Raw genomic sequence first — 16624 nt, 5'->3', positions numbered from 1 at the left:
GAGCGAACATGTTTCACCGTTTATGGACATTGATCCGCAAAGAGCTGCAATCGCTGCTGCGAGAGCCGCAAACCCGTGCCATTCTGGTGTTGCCGGTACTTATTCAGGTTTTACTGTTTCCGTTTGCCGCCACGCTTGAGGTGACGAACGCCACCATCGCCATCTACAACGAAGACAACGGTAAACACGCCGTTGAGCTGACGCAGCGTTTTGCACGCGCAAAAGCCTTTACCCATATTCTGCTGCTGAAAAGCCCGCAGGAAATCCAGCCCACTATCGACACACAAAAAGCGCTGCTGCTGGTGAGATTCCCGGCAGATTTTTCCCGTAACCTGGACACTTTCCAGACCGCCCCCATGCAGTTGATCCTCGACGGACGTAACTCCAACAGCGCCCAGATCGCGGCCAACTACCTGCAACAGGTGGTCAAGAATTACCAGCAGGAGCTGATGGAGGGCAAACCCAAACCCAATAACAGCGAGCTGGTGGTGCGTAACTGGTATAACCCGAATCTGGATTACAAATGGTTTGTGGTACCGTCGCTGATCGCCATGATCACCACCATTGGGGTGATGATCGTCACCTCTCTGTCCGTCGCCCGCGAGCGCGAACAAGGGACACTGGATCAGCTGCTGGTTTCTCCGCTCGCCACCTGGCAAATTTTCGTCGGTAAAGCGGTTCCGGCCCTGATTGTTGCCACCTTTCAGGCCACCATTGTACTGGGCGTGGGTATTTGGGCGTACCAGATCCCCTTCGCCGGATCGCTGGCGCTGTTTTACTTCACGATGGTGATTTATGGTCTGTCACTGGTGGGATTTGGACTGCTGATTTCAGCGCTCTGCTCCACGCAGCAGCAGGCGTTTATCGGGGTGTTCGTCTTTATGATGCCAGCGATTTTGCTTTCGGGGTATGTTTCCCCTGTCGAGAACATGCCGGTGTGGTTGCAGGATTTAACGTGGATAAACCCGATTCGACACTTTACGGATATCACCAAGCAAATTTATCTGAAGGATGCGAGTCTGGATATTGTGTGGGGAAGTTTGTGGCCGCTACTGGTCATAGCGGCCACGACGGGCTCAGTGGCGTACGCGATGTTTAGACGCAACATTGCGTAGCTTTTTCTCTTTGGTCAGTAACGAGACCACCGCAGGCCCTGCGAGGATTGCCAGACCGGCCAGGGCCAGCAGCAGGTTGTTTTGCAACACACGGGACAACAACCAAAGCACAATCATCGCGGCACCAAAGTACCAGGTGGTGGTGAGCTCTTCGAGCACATCACCCACCTCACGCCAGCGTGCTTCATGATGGCGCTGTAAGAACAACATCGACAGTACGGTGACGCCGTAGAGGACGCACAGTCCCAGGCCAACACGCACCAGCGTGCCGCTCATCCAGCCCATCACCAGTACGGCCACGACCAGTAAATGCAACATTATCTGCCAGCAACTGAGGCCAGTTGCGACACGAACACGTTGTTGCCACTTCATGGCTTCTCTCCTGAAGGATTTTTCTCTGCTTATTCAGACTACCGCACTTTACGGAAAATTCCGTAACACCGCATCTTTTTGTGACGCCGACTACACTTTATTTTCATCGGGATAGACACTCAGGAAGGAGCTTATGACGCCAAAAATGCAGCATTTCTCGCTTAACGTGCTGACAATAAACATTCATAAAGGCTTCACAGCATTTAACCGCCGCTTCATTTTACCGGAGCTGCGCGACGCGGTACGCACCGTCAATGCGGACATTGTTTGCCTGCAGGAGGTAATGGGCGCACACGAAGTGCATCCGCTCCACGTTGAGAACTGGCCCGACACGCCCCACTACGAATTTCTGGCTGACACCATGTGGAGTGATTACGCTTACGGACGCAACGCCGTCTACCCGGAAGGCCATCACGGTAACGCGGTGCTGTCACGTTTCCCGATTGAATATTACGAGAACCGCGACGTTTCCGTAGGGGAAAGCGAAAAACGCGGCCTGCTTTACTGCCGTATCACTCCGCCCGACCTTGAGCTTCCCCTCCATGTCGGCTGTGTTCATCTCGGTCTGCGCGAAGCCCATCGCCAGGCGCAGCTGAACATGCTGGCAGAGTGGGCTAATGCACTTCCCGAAGGTGAACCGGTGATCGTGGCCGGTGATTTCAACGACTGGCGACAGCGGGCGAACCATCCGTTGAAAGTGAATGCCGGGCTGGAAGAAATTTTCACCCGCGCGACCGGCAGACCCGCGCGTACCTTTCCGGTACGTTTCCCCTTGCTGCGTCTTGACCGGATCTACGTGAAAAATGCTTACGCCAGCAGTCCTACCGCCCTGGCGCTACTCAACTGGCGACATCTCTCGGACCATGCCCCGCTCAGTGCGGAGATCCACTTATGAAATGTTCCTGGCAAGATGGCAACCGGATCACGCTGCTGGTTAATGGGGACGAGTATTACCCGGCCGTGTTCAAAGCGATTGACCATGCAAAGCAGAAAGTGATCCTCGAAACCTTTATCTGGTTCGAAGACGACGTCGGTAAACAATTGCACAGCGTGCTGCTGCGCGCCGCCCGGCGTGGTGTCAATATTGAAGTCCTCCTGGACGGCTATGGTTCACCGGATCTCAGCGACGCCTTCGTCAATGAACTCACTTCAGCGGGTGTGATCTTCCGCTACTACGATCCCGGCACTCGCCTGTTCGGCATGCGTACCAACCTTTTCCGCCGGATGCACCGCAAAATTGTGGTGGTGGATGAGACGGTGGCGTTTGTCGGCGGCATAAACTACTCCGCTGAGCATATGTCCGATTACGGCCCGGAAGCGAAACAGGATTATGCGATCCGCATCGAAGGGCCTGTGGTTCAGGATATCCTGCAGTTCGAACTGGAAAACTTGCCCGGTAAAGAGGTTGCACGTCGCTGGTGGAAACGCCGCCATCGTCCGGAAGAGAACCGGAATCCCGGCGAAGCGCAGGCGCTGTTCGTCTGGCGGGATAACGCCGAGCACAGAAACGACATTGAGCGTCATTATCTGAAGATGCTCGCCAACGCGAAGCGCGAGGTCATCATCGCCAACGCCTACTTTTTCCCGGGCTATCGTCTTCTGCATGCCATGCGCAATGCGGCCCGACGGGGTGTGCGTGTGAAGCTGATTGTGCAGGGCGAGCCGGATATGCCGATAGTCAAAGTCGGCGCACGGCTGCTGTATCACTATCTGGTGAAAGGCGGCGTGCAGATTTACGAATACCGCCGTCGCCCGCTGCACGGCAAAGTTGCGCTGATGGACGATCACTGGGCAACCGTGGGCTCCAGTAACCTTGATCCGCTAAGTTTATCGCTCAATCTTGAAGCGAACCTGATCATTTACGATCGCCAGTTTAACCAGACCCTGCGGGATAACCTGCAGGCGTTGATCGTCAACGACTGCGTGCGCGTGGATGAATCTATGGTGCCCAAACGCACCTGGTGGAACCTGGGTATCAGCGTGGTGGTGTTCCACTTCCTGCGCCATTTCCCGGCGATGGTCGGCTGGCTGCCGGCGCATACGCCAAAACTGGCGCTCGTGGAGCCGCCTGTACAACCTGAAATGGAAACCCAGGATCGCGTTGAAGCGCAAGACGGAGGGAAAACCTGATGTCAAAATCACATCCGCGCTGGCGGCTGGCAAAAAAAATCCTCACCTGGATCTTCTTTGTTGCAGTCGCCGTGCTGCTGGTGGTGTACGCGCAGAAAGTTGACTGGGAAGAGGTGTGGAAAGTTATCCGCAACTACAACCGGCTGGTACTGCTGGGTGCAGTTGGGTTGGTCATTATCAGCTATCTGATGTACGGCTGCTATGACCTGCTGGGCCGCGCCTATTGCGGCCACAAGCTGGCTAAACGCCAGGTTATGCTGGTGTCGTTCATATGTTATGCCTTTAACCTGACGCTAAGCACCTGGGTCGGGGGGATTGGCATGCGCTATCGCCTCTATTCGCGGCTGGGACTACCGGGCGGAACCATCACGCGCATTTTCTCGCTCAGCATTACCACCAACTGGCTGGGGTATATTCTGCTCGGCGGGGTGATTTTTACCCTCGGCGTGGTGCAGTTGCCCGCGCACTGGTATATCGATGAGGCCACGCTGCGTATTCTCGGCATCGTGTTGCTGCTGATTATCGCTTTTTATCTGTGGGCCTGCGCCTTCGCTAAACGCCGTCATATGACCATTAAAGGGCAAAAACTGGTATTACCTTCATGGCGCTTCGCGGTGTTGCAGATGGCGGTATCCAGCGCCAACTGGATGGCGATGGGGGCGATTATCTGGCTGTTGATTGGCGAAAATGTGAACTACTTCTTCGTGCTGGGCGTGTTGCTGGTGAGCAGTATTGCCGGGGTGATTGTCCATATTCCGGCAGGGATCGGCGTGCTGGAGGCGGTGTTTATCGCGCTGCTGGCCGGGGAACATGTCTCTCAGGGGACAATTATCGCTGCCCTGCTGGCCTACCGCATGCTGTATTACTTCCTGCCGCTGGTGCTGGCAACGGTCTGTTATCTGATGCTGGAGAGTCGGGCGAAAAAGCTGAGAGCGAAGAACGAGAAGGCGTTGGCAAAATAAAAGCAAAACGGCAACCAGGTTGCCGTTTTTAGTTTCGTATACCGGGTAAGGCGCAGCCGCCACCCGGCAAAACAACCTTAACGACGGTTGCCGAGGATACGCAGCAGCATCAGGAACAGGTTGATAAAGTCCAGATACAGCGTCAGCGCGCCCAGAATCGCGTATTTACGCAGGTTCGAACTGTCGCGTACGTCGATCTGCTCACCGATGTTTTTCAGCTTCTGGGTGTCATAAGCCGTCAACCCAACAAAGATCACCACCCCGATATAGGTCACCGCCCACATCAGCGCTTCACTTTTCAGCCACAGGTTCACCAGAGACGCCAGCACAATCCCAATCAGCCCCATAAACAGCATACTGCCAAAGCCGCTCAGATCGCGTTTGGTGGTGTAACCGTAGAGGCTCATCGCCCCAAACATCCCGCCGGTCACCACAAAGGTACTGGCGATGGAAGAGTAAGTGTAAACGATGAAAATGCTGGAAAGCGTCAGCCCGGTCAGCGCCGAGTAGAGCATAAACAGCGTGGTCGCCATGCCGGCGCTGAGCTTTTGCACCAGGCCTGAAAGGACGAACACCAACGCTAGCTGGGCAATAATCAGCCCAAAGAAGGTGATTTTGCTGGAGAAGATAAACATCATCAGCTCCGGTGTATTGGCCGCATACCACGCGATAAACGCGGTCAGCAACAGGCCAACCGTCATCCAGCCATACACCTGAGCCATATACGTCTGCAGGCCGCTACGGGTCTGCTGTACTATTGAATCGGAACGCGGAAATCGGTCCATGATTCACTCCTGATTAAGTTTAAGTAGACACACACGTTAAGATTAACACATCCACGTAAACCGACTACCAACGGCTGGCGGCGTGTTTGTCGCTATCACGAGATTCAACCCAGCGGTCACCTTCCGGGGTGGCTTCACGCTTCCAGAACGGCGCTTTGGTTTTGAGGTAATCCATAATGAACTCCCCTGCCGCAAACGCGCTGCCACGGTGTGCGCTGGTCACCCCGACGAAGACAATCTCCTCGCCAGGCCACATCTCGCCGATGCGGTGAATCACCGTTACTCGTCCGAGCGGCCAACGCCCGCGCGCTTCTTCCACAATCGCCGCCAGCGATTTTTCCGTCATGCCAGGATAGTGCTCCAGGGTCAGTGCTTTCACGCTGTCACCCAGGTTGTGATTGCGCACTTTGCCGGTGAAGGTCACCACCGCACCGTCTTCATCACGCTCCGCTAGCCAGCTATATTCTGTACCGACGCTGAAGCGCTCAGGACCTACCAGAATTCGTGTTTCCGCCATTTTAGCCCCCGGTCACCGGTGGGAAGAACGCCACTTCATCCCCTGCGTTCAGCGGATGGGTGAATTCAACCAGCGTCTGATTCACGGCGGCCAGCAGCTTGCCTTCGTCCAGCGCCAGCGCCCAGCGGTCGCTTTGTGCGGCAAGATGCGCGCGCAGGGCGGCAACGTTTTCGAAGGACGCATCCAGCGTCAGGCTGTCGGTATTCACCAGCTCGCGCACCTGCGCAAAAAAGAGCACCTTAATCATGGCTGTCCACCTTAAAATCGCCGGATTTTCCGCCGCTTTTCGCCAGCAGGCGAACCGGGCCAATCACCATATCTTTTTGCACCGCTTTGCACATGTCGTAGATGGTCAGCGCGGCAACGGAGGCCGCCGTCAGGGCTTCCATCTCCACGCCCGTTTTGCCGGTTAAGCGGCAGAGTGATTCAATGCGCACGCGGCTGTGCTCTGGCTGCGCCTGCAGATTCACTTCCACCTTGCTCAGTATCAGCGGATGGCACAGCGGGATAAGATCCCAGGTCCGTTTGGCGGCCTGAATCCCGGCGATGCGGGCGGTGGCAAAGACGTCGCCCTTATGGTGGCTACCGTCGATAATCATCGCCAGGGTCTCCGGCAGCATGGTGACGAACGCTTCCGCGCGCGCCTCGCGCACCGTTTCGGCTTTGGCGGAGACGTCGACCATATGCGCTTCGCCAGCGGCGTTTATGTGGGTCAGTTGCGACATAGCTTATTTCTTTAAATGAGGATGGAAATTACACGGACGGGTTCGGGCATCCAGCTGCGGGGCGATAATGTTTTCCCACGCGGTGCGGCAGGCTTTCGTCGAGCCGGGCATGGCGAAAATCAGGGTGTTGTTCGCGACACCCGCTACCGCGCGCGACTGCAGCGTGGAGGTACCAATCTCTTCAAACGAGAGCATACGGAACACTTCACCGAAGCCTTCCACTTCGCGATCGAACAGGGGGACCAGCGCCTCGGGGGCTTGATCGCCCGCCGTGAAACCCGTACCGCCGGTAACCAACACCACCTGTACGTCATCGCTGGCGATCCACTGAGAAACCTGCGCGCGAATGGCGTAGCGGTTCTCTTTCACAATCGCTTTATCAACAATCTTATGGCCCGCTTCGTGGGCTGCATCACGCAACCAGTGGCCGGAGGTATCATCCTCTTCGCCACGGCGGTCGGAAACGGTAAGAATGGCAATACGTGTCGGGATAAATTCTGCGCTTACCTGACTCATCTTCTGATTCCCTCTTAAGCCTGATTACCCGCCAATATAGGACAGGTTTTGAGTAATACCGGTGTTGCCCTGGTGCAGGAAGTGGGTCTGTTTTTTATGCGTCAGGGCTTCAGAGATGCGTGCTTCAAGCGCATCCTGCTGCGCATCGTCATCCAGCAGATCGCGAAGGTCCACGCCGCCATCGCCGAACAGGCAGAGATGGAGCTTGCCAACAGAAGAGACGCGCAGGCGGTTGCAGCTGGCGCAGAAGTCTTTCTCATAGGGCATGATAAGCCCAATCTCCCCTTCGTAATCCGGGTGACAGAAGACCTGCGCCGGGCCGTCGCTGCGCTGGCGGATCTGATGGAGCCAGCCGCGTTTCAGCAGCTCGTCGCGCAGCACCATGCCGGAGATGTGATGGCGACGGAACAGCTCGCTGCCCTCGCCGGTTTCCATCAGCTCGATAAAGCGCAGTTGAATGGGACGGGATTTGATCCACGCCAGGAAGGTGTCCAGCTGATGATGGTTTACATCGCGCATCAGCACCGTGTTGACTTTGACTTTTTCAAAGCCGGCCGTGAACGCGGCGTCGATACCGTCCATGACCTGCTGGAATTTATCCTGCCCGGTAATGGCGTGGAACTGACGGGCGTCCAGGCTATCGACGCTGACGTTAATCGCCGTCAGGCCAGCGTCACGCCAGTTCGCCACATCGCGGGCCATGCGGTAGCCGTTGGTGGTGACCGCAATCTGGCGGATACGTTCGTTTTCACGCACGGCGGCAATGATGTCGGGGAAGTCGCGACGCAGCGAGGGCTCGCCCCCGGTCAGACGCACTTTTTCCGTGCCGAGTTCAGAGAATGCACGTGTCACGCGCCGCACTTCATCCACGGAGAGAAAGCCGTTATTGGTGACGCTGCCCGGTTTGTAGCCATCGGGCAGACAGTAGGTGCAACGGAAGTTGCACACGTCGGTAATCGACAGACGTAAGTAATAAAACTTACGCGCGAAAGCATCAGTAAGTTGTGAAGCCATGTACACCTTTCCAGATACGGGAGGCACAGTCATTTCTTTCTGTACCCTGGTGGCAAATTCGCCACGGCCAGAGCGCCATATCTTTCGACACAGGCACAAGGGCTAGAGTGTATGTTTTCAATTTTGAAAACGTGGTTATGGCGATAGTAGCGCGGAAATTCTGACTGCGCCATTATCGCTTTTCGCTATATAATCATCTATATAACGAATCAATCCTGCATTTTCACTACAGAATACCTAAAAACCGCACTTTCACATTGATATACGTCATTTTGCATCGGCTGAGGCATCGTCTTTTAGGGGTAGTTAGGTTACTGTTACGCGATCAAACGTGATAAGGAATACGTATGCGCAATCGCACTTTTGCGGATCTTGACCGGGTAGTCGCTCTTGGCGGAGGCCACGGTCTGGGTCGGGTGATGTCCTCTTTGTCGTCACTCGGCTCAAGGTTGACAGGGATAGTAACCACCACCGATAACGGTGGCTCAACCGGACGCATCCGTCGTGCCGAAGGCGGCATTGCCTGGGGAGACATGCGCAACTGTCTGAACCAGTTAATTACTGAACCGAGCGTTGCTTCGGCGATGTTTGAGTACCGTTTTGGCGGTAATGGCGAACTTTCCGGGCATAACCTCGGAAACTTGATGTTAAAGGCGCTTGATCACCTGAGCGTACGGCCTCTGGAAGCCATCAATTTAATCCGTAATCTGCTTAAAGTGGATGCATTCCTGATCCCTATGTCTGAACAACCGGTTGACTTGATGGCAATCGATGCCGAAGGACATGAAGTTTACGGCGAGGTGAATATTGACCAACTCGTCCTGCCGCCAACAGAGTTAATGACCTACCCGAGCGTACCCGCCACGCGAGAAGCGGTGGAGGCAATCGGGGAAGCGGATCTTATCCTGATCGGTCCGGGCAGTTTTTATACCAGCCTGATGCCGATTCTGCTGGTGAAAGAGCTGGCACAGGCGCTGCGACGCACCCCTGCCCCGATGGTTTACATCGGTAACCTGGGCCGTGAGCTGAGCCCTGCAGCGGCGAGCTTGTCACTGCCGGACAAACTGAATTTAATGGAGCATTACGTCGGGAAGAAGATCATTGACGGCGTGGTGGTCGGGCCGAAAGTTGATGTATCAGGTATCGGCGATCGTCTGGTAGTGCAGGAGCCGCTGGAGGCCACAGACATCAAATACCGCCATGACCGCCACCTGCTGCGTGAGGCGCTGGAGAAAGCGATTCAGGCGCTGGGATAGATTCGTTTTGTGCGGCCTGATGCCCTCACCCCGGCCCTCTCCCACGGGGAGAGGGAGAAAACAACGCTTTACTCACGATGCCGCGATGAAAAGATCCCGCAACTGATGCAACTGGTCGCGGATCTGAGCCGCCTCTTCGAACTCCAGATTCTGCGCGTGCTGCATCATCTGCCCTTCCAGCTCGTGGATTTTCTGCTGCAACGCTTTCGGCGTCAGCACGACGGTATCCTCTTCCACCACTGAACGTGCCTTGCCGCGACCTTTCGTTTTGGTCTTCGCAATGTTCTGACCCAGCGCCAGGATATCCACCACCTTCTTGTTCAGCCCCTGAGGGATGATGCCGTGCTCTTCGTTGTAGCGCTGCTGCTTCTCGCGGCGGCGCTCCGTTTCACCAATCGCTTTCGCCATCGACGGCGTAATTTTGTCGCCGTACAGAATCGCTTTACCGTTAACGTTACGCGCGGCGCGGCCAATCGTCTGGATCAGGGAGCGTTCAGAACGCAGGAAGCCTTCTTTGTCTGCATCCAGAATCGCCACCAGCGAGACTTCCGGCATGTCCAGACCTTCTCGCAACAGGTTGATCCCCACCAGCACGTCGAACTCACCCAGACGTAGATCGCGGATAATCTCCATACGCTCAACCGTATCAATATCCGAGTGCAGATAACGCACCTTCTCGCCGTGCTCTTCCAGATACTCGGTCAGGTCTTCTGCCATGCGCTTGGTGAGCGTGGTCACCAGCACGCGCTCGTTAATTGCGGAACGGGCGCGGATCTCGGAAAGCAGGTCATCCACCTGAGTCGCCACCGGCCGGACTTCAATGACCGGGTCCAGCAGCCCTGTTGGACGCACCACCTGATCAACCACCTCGTCGCCTGATTTCTCCAGCTCGTAGTTGCCTGGCGTTGCCGACACGTAAATGGTTTGCGGCGCTAGCGCCTCGAACTCTTCAAACTTCATCGGACGGTTATCCAGCGCCGATGGCAGTCGGAAACCATACTCCACCAGCGTCTCTTTACGCGCGCGGTCACCGCGATACATCCCGCCGATCTGTGGGATAGTGACGTGGGATTCGTCGATCACCAGCAAACCATCTGCCGGGAGGTAATCAAACAGCGTCGGCGGCGGCTCGCCCGGCCCGCGCCCGGAGAGGAAGCGTGAGTAGTTTTCGATGCCGGAGCAGTAGCCCAGCTCGTTCATCATCTCCAGATCAAACTGGGTTCGCTGGCTCAGGCGCTGCTCTTCGAGCAGCTTATTGTTCGCCAGCAGCACCTTACGGCGCTCGGCCAGCTCCACTTTGATCTCCTCCATCGCCTGCACGATACGCTCGCGTGGCGTGACGTAGTGCGTTTTCGGGTAGATGGTGAAGCGCTGGATCACCGACTCGATGTGGCCGGTCAGCGGGTCAAATAGCGACAGGCGTTCAACCTCTTCGTCAAACAGCTCGACGCGCAGCGCCATGTCGTCCGATTCTGCCGGGAAGATGTCGATCACCTCTCCGCGTACGCGGAAGGTGCCACGCTGGAACGCCTGGTCGTTGCGGGTGTACTGCAGCTCTGCGAGACGGCGTAAAATCGCACGCTGATCGATGATCATCCCCTGCGTCAGGTGCAGCATCATCTTGAGATACAGATCCGGATCGCCCAGACCGTAGATCGCAGAAACAGACGCCACCACCACCACATCACGACGCTCAAGCAGCGCCTTCGTTGCGGAAAGACGCATCTGCTCAATGTGTTCGTTTACCGAGGCATCTTTCTCAATGAAGGTGTCAGAACTCGGCACATAGGCTTCAGGCTGGTAGTAATCGTAGTAGGAGACAAAATATTCCACCGCGTTGTCCGGGAAGAACTCTTTCATCTCACCATAAAGCTGCGCGGCCAGGGTTTTGTTGGGGGCAAGCACCATTGTGGGACGCTGGAGGTCCGCGATAACGTTGGCAATGGTAAACGTTTTGCCCGAGCCGGTTACCCCCAGCAGCGTCTGGTGCGCCAGCCCATCTTCCAGCCCCTCCTCCAGACGACGGATCGCCTCAGGCTGATCGCCAGATGGACGGAAAGCAGAATTCAATTTGAACGGTTTACTCATGGGCGACAACCTGATGACGTTATAAGCGGCAGGTGAGTAATTTTACTCCTTGTTGCCAGGAATGCCAGTAAAAAACACTGGATGAAAAACCAGTAGCATGTCAGGATATTTAGAGTAGCGTCTGAATGATTAGCGCAATAGCGGTCAAAGTTTGGACTCTGACAACATAAAACACCACCCGGGCCAGGTTATCCCCAGAACTTTTTCTTTTTTAACATTTGTCAAGCCAGGTAATGATAGTTTTATGGCAACCGGTGACACTTTCATTACGGGAATTGCTTTTATCTAACCAATTAAATAATAAGCGATATTTCCTAAAGCCGCGTTTCGCGCCAATTTGGGCGTAAGCCGCGTCTTCTCTCGCTTATCGCGTGTTTTCTAACTCTAATGCACATGGTTATCCACAGGAATAGTGGATAACTGCTTCCAGCCCGTGCAGACTGCCGCTCAGCAAATTCCCGGATTTTCCCATGAGACAACAACAAAAAATTTTTATAGCTATTTTTTGATGATTAACAGTTGCGTCATTCATAACCAACCGATGGGATCTTGCTCACATTTCCGTCATTTCCTGCCTTGCACCACAACTCAACATCTCCGGCACCGTCGATGTGCAAGTCGTCAATTTGTCATCCCGCAACGTTGAGGCTTACTCCTAAAAAAGCTCTTTTTTTAATCACTTTCAGGTTTCTGGCAGGAGTTTTGCACAATCAAAAACGAGCCTCACCTACACACATTTTTAAGGAGAGAAAGATGTTGAGTCTGCGTGCAGTGAATCAGTTTTACGGAAGCCAACATACGCTATGGAACGTGGATTTAGATTTTCCGCAGGGGATGTGTACAGGCGTAGTTGGCCTGCCGGGAATGGGAAAAACCACGCTCATGAATTGCATCGCCGGCAAATTGCCCGTCGAGAGCGGCACGATTATCTGGCATGAAGCAGGGGCCCCGCCATGTGATTTGCTCAACCCGCCATCAGAACAACGTTCAGACCCGAAAATAGGCTATGTCCCGCAGGACAGGCGGATTTTCTCCCAGTTAACGATCGAGGAGAATCTGCATATTGCCATGCGGGCAACGGGAAAACCCGACCCGGAAGCAAAAAGCGATGTTTACGACCTTTTCCCGGAGCTCTACGCGCTGCGACAGACCCGCGCCAACGCGCTCTTACCGGACGACCAGTATCAGTTGGCTCTGGCCAATGCGCTGGTGAATCGCCCGCAAATGCTGATTCTGGATGAACCCATGCATGGTGCAGGTCATGGCTTTGCACAGAAACTGGGGCAGCTGCTGGCGCGCTTAAACCGGGAGTTAGGTATGACGGTGTTATTAGCTGAACAGCAGCTGTCGTTTATCCGCCGGGTTGCGGACCGTTTCTGTATGCTCTATCGCGGGCGTAACGTGGCGCAGGGCCACGTTAAGGAACTGGATGACGAGCTCATCGCTCACTGGATGTCGCGGGAAGCAAGACGCTGAGATCGAGATAATGACCCGTTTCGGCATTTTCCGCGCCGTCAGCAAGCCAGGGAATTTCCCCGAGGCACGGCGCGGGAAGGACACGCCTGAGCGTAGCCAGATACTCCTGGTGTCGTTTACCGGGTTCAACTACGTCGTTGGCAATCCAGCCCGCCAGACGCAGTCCAGCCTGCTGTACGGCCTGTGCGGTCAACATAGCGTGATTGATGCAGCCCAGCTTGACGCCGACAACAAGAATGACCGGGAGCCGCTCAGCCTGTACCCAGTCAGCAAACGTCTGCGTGTCCGAAAGCGGCGTAAACCAGCCGCCTGCCCCCTCCACCAGCACCCAGTTTGCCTGGTTTTCCAGTGTCCGCAACCCGGCAGACAGCACGGCGAAATCAATCGGTCGGCCTTCATCGGCGCTGATAATGTGCGGCGACGTCGGCTCGGCGAAGGTGTAGGGATTCACCGCTGAATAGTCGAGTTTAAGGGTGCTGTTACGCTGCAGCGCCAGCGCGTCGGTGTTGCGTAACCCTTCCGCAGTCATCTCGCTGCCGGAGGCAACTGGCTTATAGCCAGCAGTTGTTTTTCCCCTCTGACGCGCCGCCTGTAACAGTGCAGAACTGGCAACTGTTTTGCCCACTTCCGTATCCGTTCCGGTGACAAAATACCGTTCAGTCACGTTCGATAATCCCATGAAAAAGTTGATAAGAGAGCGGGAAATGCCCCCGCTGCTGTGGCCAGGCCAGCTCCAGGTGTTGCAACTGCCCACGAGTGAGAGGCTTTTTCTCGCGTCCGGCATGCAGGTGCGTGGCACCAATGCCCTTGAGCGAGCGCATGGCACTGACGGCATCGCTGAAATTGAGGGTGATGACCTGCACCGTGCTTCGATAGCGCCAGCCTGCCAGCGCCTGCGTGACCTGATCATGCGATAAAAATCGGTTGGCATGCGGCTGTTCATCAACTGCTCGCCACGCCTGATCCAGCTCCGGTAGCGAGCTTTCCAGCAGCGTGGTAAAGGCCACCTTGCCACCCGGACGCGCCACGCGATAAAGCTCGCTTAACGCCAGTGGCAGGCTGTTACACCATTGCACTGCCAGATGGCTCCAGACCAGATCAAATTGTGCCTCAGCCAACGGAATGGCCTCGATATCCGCCACCAGATAGTGGTGCGCAGCCTGCTGATGACGCGCCTCATCAAGCATGTCTGATGACAGGTCAATGGCCGTAACGTGGCTTCCCGACTCGCGCCAGTATCGACTATTCCCGCCGGGACCACATCCGGCATCCAGCACCTGCTCAAAACGGCTCGCGCCGAGTAAAGCCAGTAACCCCCGTGCACTCTGGCGCTGGAGTTCATCATGCTGCGAATAGCTGCGTGCCGCCCGGCCAAACGCTGCCGCAATGGCCTGTTTATTGACTGGCGACATACAGAGCCTCCAGAAGTGCCGAAATGTCCTCTGCTTCGTGCGCCGCCGTCAGCGTCAGACGCAAACGCGCCGTGCCCGGCGGTACGGTAGGTGGGCGGATGGCAGTGACCCACATTCCCTTCTCGCGCAACGTCTCTGCCAGCGTGAGCGCCAGACTGTTTTCACCCACGATCACCGGCTGGATGGCGCTTTGCGAATCGGTACTGCGGAAAGGAAGATGGCACAACCCCTGACGAAAACGCTGAATATGCTCCGCCAGACGCGCACGACGTTCTTTGCCTTCCTGGCTGCGGATCACCGCCATTGACGCAGATAACGCCACGGCCTGGGCGGGTGGCATGCTGGTGCTGTAGATCAAATGCCGGGCGAACTGCAACAGATAGTCAGCAACGGACTCACTGCACAACACGGCGGCTCCGCTGACGCCAAAGCCTTTGCCGAAGGTCACAATCAGCAGTTCCGGCTTCACGCCTTGCTGGTGCGCGCTGCCGCGCCCTTCATCCCCCATCACACCAATACCGTGGGCATCGTCGACCAACAGCCAGGCGTTTTGCCTTTTTGCTGCCTCGTGCAGCGCGGCAAGCGGCGCGCTGTCGCCGTCCATGCTGAACACCCCTTCCGTGACCGCCAGCTGTTGCCCGTCGCAGGGTTTATCCAGCAGCATAGCAAGCTGTCCCGCATCGTTATGGGCAAAACGGCGCAGCTGAGCCGGGCTTAAATTTGCCGCCTCCAGCAGCGAGGCGTGGCTTAAACGGTCGGCAACAATGCGGTCATCTTTTCCCATCAGGGCAGCGATAACCGCCTGATTGGCCGCAAAACCCGAGATAAACAGCAATGCACGCGGGTAACCCAGCCAGTCCGCAAGCTCCTCCTCCAGCGCCTGATGCGCTGTAGTGTATCCGCTGACATGTCCTGAACCGCCGCTGCCCACGCCAAATCGCTCCGCCCCCTGCTGCCAGGCGCGAACGATGGCCGGATGCTGGCTCAGCCCGAGATAATCATTGCTGGAGAAATTACAAAACTGCCGGTTATCACGGGTAAGAAAACGGCCTGCACCGTTTTCAACCACCCTGCGGACGCGAAACGCCTCTGCCGCCAGGCGCTCTTCCAGCGCGGAATGGATACGTGCCTGCCAGGTCATACGGCTGCCGCGTTGTAGAACTGGTCGGTGTCGGCGTTGAATATCTGCTGCTCCAGCTGCTGCTGTTGCTCGTTATCACCCGTCAGCACCTCGGTCTGATGCGGGTTAAGCCCCAGCTTACGGAACAGCTGAACGTCTTTATCCTCTTCCGGGTTCGGTGTGGTCAGCAGCTTGCAGCCGTAGAAGATGGAGTTGGCCCCGGCCATAAAGCACATCGCCTGGGTCTGCTCGTTCATCTGCTCGCGACCTGCGGAGAGGCGAACGAAAGAGGTCGGCATCATGATGCGCGCCACCGCAATGGTGCGGATAAAGTCAAACGCATCCACGTCTTCGTTATCCGCCAGCGGCGTGCCTTTGACCTTCACCAGCATGTTGATCGGCACGCTTTCCGGCGGCGTTGGCAGGTTCGCCAGCTGCAGCAGCAGACCCGCGCGATCTTTCACCGTTTCACCTAAGCCCACAATACCGCCTGAACAGACCTTAATACCGGCATCACGGACTTTATCCAGCGTGTCCAGACGCTCCTGGTAGGTTCGCGTGGTGATGATATTGCCGTAAAACTCTGGCGACGTGTCGAGGTTGTGGTTGTAGTAATCCAGGCCTGCCGCAGAGAGGCGCTGCGCCTGCTCTTCATTCAGCGTGCCAAGGGTCATACAGGCTTCGAGTCCCATCTCCTTAACGCCCTTTACCATCTGCTCCAGATACGGCATATCGCGATCGTGCGGGTTTTTCCACGCGGCACCCATGCAGAAGCGGGTCGAGCCCGCGTTTTTCGCCTTACGGGCGGAGTCGAGCACCTGCTCGACTTCCATCAGCCGTTCAGATTCCAGACCGGTTTTATAACGCGCGCTCTGTGGGCAATATTTGCAATCTTCCGGGCAGGCACCGGTCTTGATCGACAGCAGCGTACTGACCTGTACATGGCGGGGGTCGAAGTGCTGACGATGTACCTGCTGGGCTTCAAACATCAGATCAAGGAAAGGCTTGTTAAATAATTCAGTGACTTGCGACATCGTCCAGCGTGCGTGGTGAGCCATTGGGCTTCTCCAAAGGGTTTTGTTAATTTTCGGTTCGGTTTATACTCGTAAACCTAAAACTTTTCAAAATGGTTTACA

At 56.0% G+C, this 16624-nt stretch carries 18 protein-coding genes and 1 riboswitch; of the genes, 6 read left to right on the top strand and 12 right to left on the bottom strand.

Annotated features, from left to right (window positions below; all coding sequences use genetic code 11):
• The first annotated feature begins 8 nt into the window (after positions 1 to 8).
• Positions 9 to 1115: an ABC transporter permease gene (locus ACLHV9_RS07345; protein WP_028019382.1), complete on the top strand. Its 1107-nt coding sequence runs from the start codon at positions 9 to 11 to the stop codon at positions 1113 to 1115.
• Here the strand turns inward: ACLHV9_RS07345 and ACLHV9_RS07340 are convergent.
• Entirely contained in the window at positions 1077 to 1487 is a 411-nt protein-coding gene (locus ACLHV9_RS07340) for a YbhQ family protein (RefSeq protein WP_014883088.1), read from the bottom strand. The genes ACLHV9_RS07345 and ACLHV9_RS07340 overlap by 39 nt on opposite strands.
• A 133-nt stretch (positions 1488 to 1620) precedes the next feature.
• Here ACLHV9_RS07340 and ACLHV9_RS07335 point away from each other — a divergent pair, with 133 nt between their 5' ends.
• The 3 genes from ACLHV9_RS07335 to ACLHV9_RS07325 are packed head-to-tail and all read left to right on the top strand — an operon-like array spanning position 1621 to position 4579.
• Positions 1621 to 2382: an endonuclease/exonuclease/phosphatase family protein gene (locus ACLHV9_RS07335; RefSeq protein WP_407220344.1), complete on the top strand. Its 762-nt coding sequence runs from the start codon at positions 1621 to 1623 to the stop codon at positions 2380 to 2382.
• Positions 2379 to 3617: a cardiolipin synthase ClsB gene (gene clsB, locus ACLHV9_RS07330; RefSeq protein WP_049008684.1), complete on the top strand. Its 1239-nt coding sequence runs from the start codon at positions 2379 to 2381 to the stop codon at positions 3615 to 3617. Before ACLHV9_RS07335 ends, clsB begins: the two co-directional genes overlap by 4 nt.
• Entirely contained in the window at positions 3617 to 4579 is a 963-nt protein-coding gene (locus tag ACLHV9_RS07325; RefSeq protein ID WP_407220343.1) for a YbhN family protein, read from the top strand. Before clsB ends, ACLHV9_RS07325 begins: the two co-directional genes overlap by 1 nt.
• Positions 4580 to 4656: 77 nt before the next feature.
• Here ACLHV9_RS07325 and ACLHV9_RS07320 read toward each other — a convergent pair whose 3' ends face one another.
• The 6 genes from ACLHV9_RS07320 to moaA all read right to left on the bottom strand — a co-directional run bounded on the left by ACLHV9_RS07320 (position 4657) and on the right by moaA (position 8136).
• Complete coding sequence (locus ACLHV9_RS07320) at positions 4657 to 5364, bottom strand: Bax inhibitor-1 family protein (RefSeq protein WP_028019386.1); 708 nt, start codon at positions 5362 to 5364, stop codon at positions 4657 to 4659.
• 64 nt (positions 5365 to 5428) lie between these two features.
• On the bottom strand, positions 5429 to 5881 hold the full coding sequence (moaE, locus tag ACLHV9_RS07315) for a molybdopterin synthase catalytic subunit MoaE (protein ID WP_028019387.1): 453 nt from the start codon (positions 5879 to 5881) through the stop codon (positions 5429 to 5431).
• Position 5882: 1 nt separating this feature from the next.
• The gene (moaD, locus tag ACLHV9_RS07310) at positions 5883 to 6128 is read right to left on the bottom strand and encodes a molybdopterin synthase sulfur carrier subunit (RefSeq protein WP_023310854.1); all 246 of its coding nucleotides are present in this window, start codon (positions 6126 to 6128) and stop codon (positions 5883 to 5885) included.
• Positions 6121 to 6606, bottom strand: coding sequence for a cyclic pyranopterin monophosphate synthase MoaC (gene moaC / locus ACLHV9_RS07305; RefSeq protein ID WP_407220342.1), 486 nt, complete (start codon positions 6604 to 6606; stop codon positions 6121 to 6123). Before moaC ends, moaD begins: the two co-directional genes overlap by 8 nt.
• Positions 6607 to 6609: 3 nt before the next feature.
• Positions 6610 to 7122: a molybdenum cofactor biosynthesis protein B gene (gene moaB / locus ACLHV9_RS07300; RefSeq protein ID WP_049008692.1), complete on the bottom strand. Its 513-nt coding sequence runs from the start codon at positions 7120 to 7122 to the stop codon at positions 6610 to 6612.
• A gap of 24 nt (positions 7123 to 7146) precedes the next feature.
• Positions 7147 to 8136: a GTP 3',8-cyclase MoaA gene (moaA, locus tag ACLHV9_RS07295; protein WP_407220341.1), complete on the bottom strand. Its 990-nt coding sequence runs from the start codon at positions 8134 to 8136 to the stop codon at positions 7147 to 7149.
• A riboswitch (molybdenum cofactor riboswitch) is annotated at positions 8124 to 8258 on the bottom strand. (Overlaps the previous gene by 13 nt.)
• Before the next feature lie 225 nt (positions 8259 to 8483).
• On the opposite strand from moaA, the gene yvcK reads away from it, so the two are divergent.
• Positions 8484 to 9392, top strand: a complete 909-nt coding sequence (gene yvcK, locus ACLHV9_RS07290) for a uridine diphosphate-N-acetylglucosamine-binding protein YvcK (RefSeq protein ID WP_028019391.1) — start codon at positions 8484 to 8486, stop codon at positions 9390 to 9392.
• 72 nt (positions 9393 to 9464) lie between these two features.
• On the opposite strand, the gene uvrB is transcribed toward yvcK, so the two are convergent.
• Positions 9465 to 11480: an excinuclease ABC subunit UvrB gene (uvrB, locus tag ACLHV9_RS07285; RefSeq protein ID WP_049006456.1), complete on the bottom strand. Its 2016-nt coding sequence runs from the start codon at positions 11478 to 11480 to the stop codon at positions 9465 to 9467.
• 753 nt (positions 11481 to 12233) lie between these two features.
• On the opposite strand from uvrB, the gene ACLHV9_RS07280 reads away from it, so the two are divergent.
• Complete coding sequence (locus tag ACLHV9_RS07280) at positions 12234 to 12956, top strand: ABC transporter ATP-binding protein (RefSeq protein ID WP_028019393.1); 723 nt, start codon at positions 12234 to 12236, stop codon at positions 12954 to 12956.
• Here the strand turns inward: ACLHV9_RS07280 and bioD are convergent.
• Genes bioD through bioB form a run of 4 tightly spaced genes read right to left on the bottom strand, consistent with a single transcriptional unit; the run spans position 12919 to position 16546 of the window.
• Positions 12919 to 13620, bottom strand: a complete 702-nt coding sequence (gene bioD / locus ACLHV9_RS07275) for a dethiobiotin synthase (protein ID WP_407220340.1) — start codon at positions 13618 to 13620, stop codon at positions 12919 to 12921. The genes ACLHV9_RS07280 and bioD overlap by 38 nt on opposite strands.
• On the bottom strand, positions 13613 to 14368 hold the full coding sequence (gene bioC, locus ACLHV9_RS07270; protein ID WP_049006461.1) for a malonyl-ACP O-methyltransferase BioC: 756 nt from the start codon (positions 14366 to 14368) through the stop codon (positions 13613 to 13615). Before bioC ends, bioD begins: the two co-directional genes overlap by 8 nt.
• Positions 14352 to 15509 carry an 8-amino-7-oxononanoate synthase gene (gene bioF / locus ACLHV9_RS07265; protein ID WP_407220339.1) on the bottom strand — a complete coding sequence of 386 codons (1158 nt, stop codon included), beginning with the start codon at positions 15507 to 15509 and terminating at the stop codon, positions 14352 to 14354. The genes bioC and bioF overlap by 17 nt, the downstream gene beginning before the upstream one ends.
• The gene (bioB, locus tag ACLHV9_RS07260; RefSeq protein ID WP_407220338.1) at positions 15506 to 16546 is read right to left on the bottom strand and encodes a biotin synthase BioB; all 1041 of its coding nucleotides are present in this window, start codon (positions 16544 to 16546) and stop codon (positions 15506 to 15508) included. Before bioB ends, bioF begins: the two co-directional genes overlap by 4 nt.
• Between the last annotated feature and the right edge of the window lie 78 nt (positions 16547 to 16624).

This window comes from Enterobacter sp. CPE_E890, assembly GCF_046521475.1.
GTDB classification, from domain to species: domain Bacteria; phylum Pseudomonadota; class Gammaproteobacteria; order Enterobacterales; family Enterobacteriaceae; genus Enterobacter; species Enterobacter adelaidei.
This window is presented reverse-complemented; position numbering and strand designations above follow the sequence as displayed.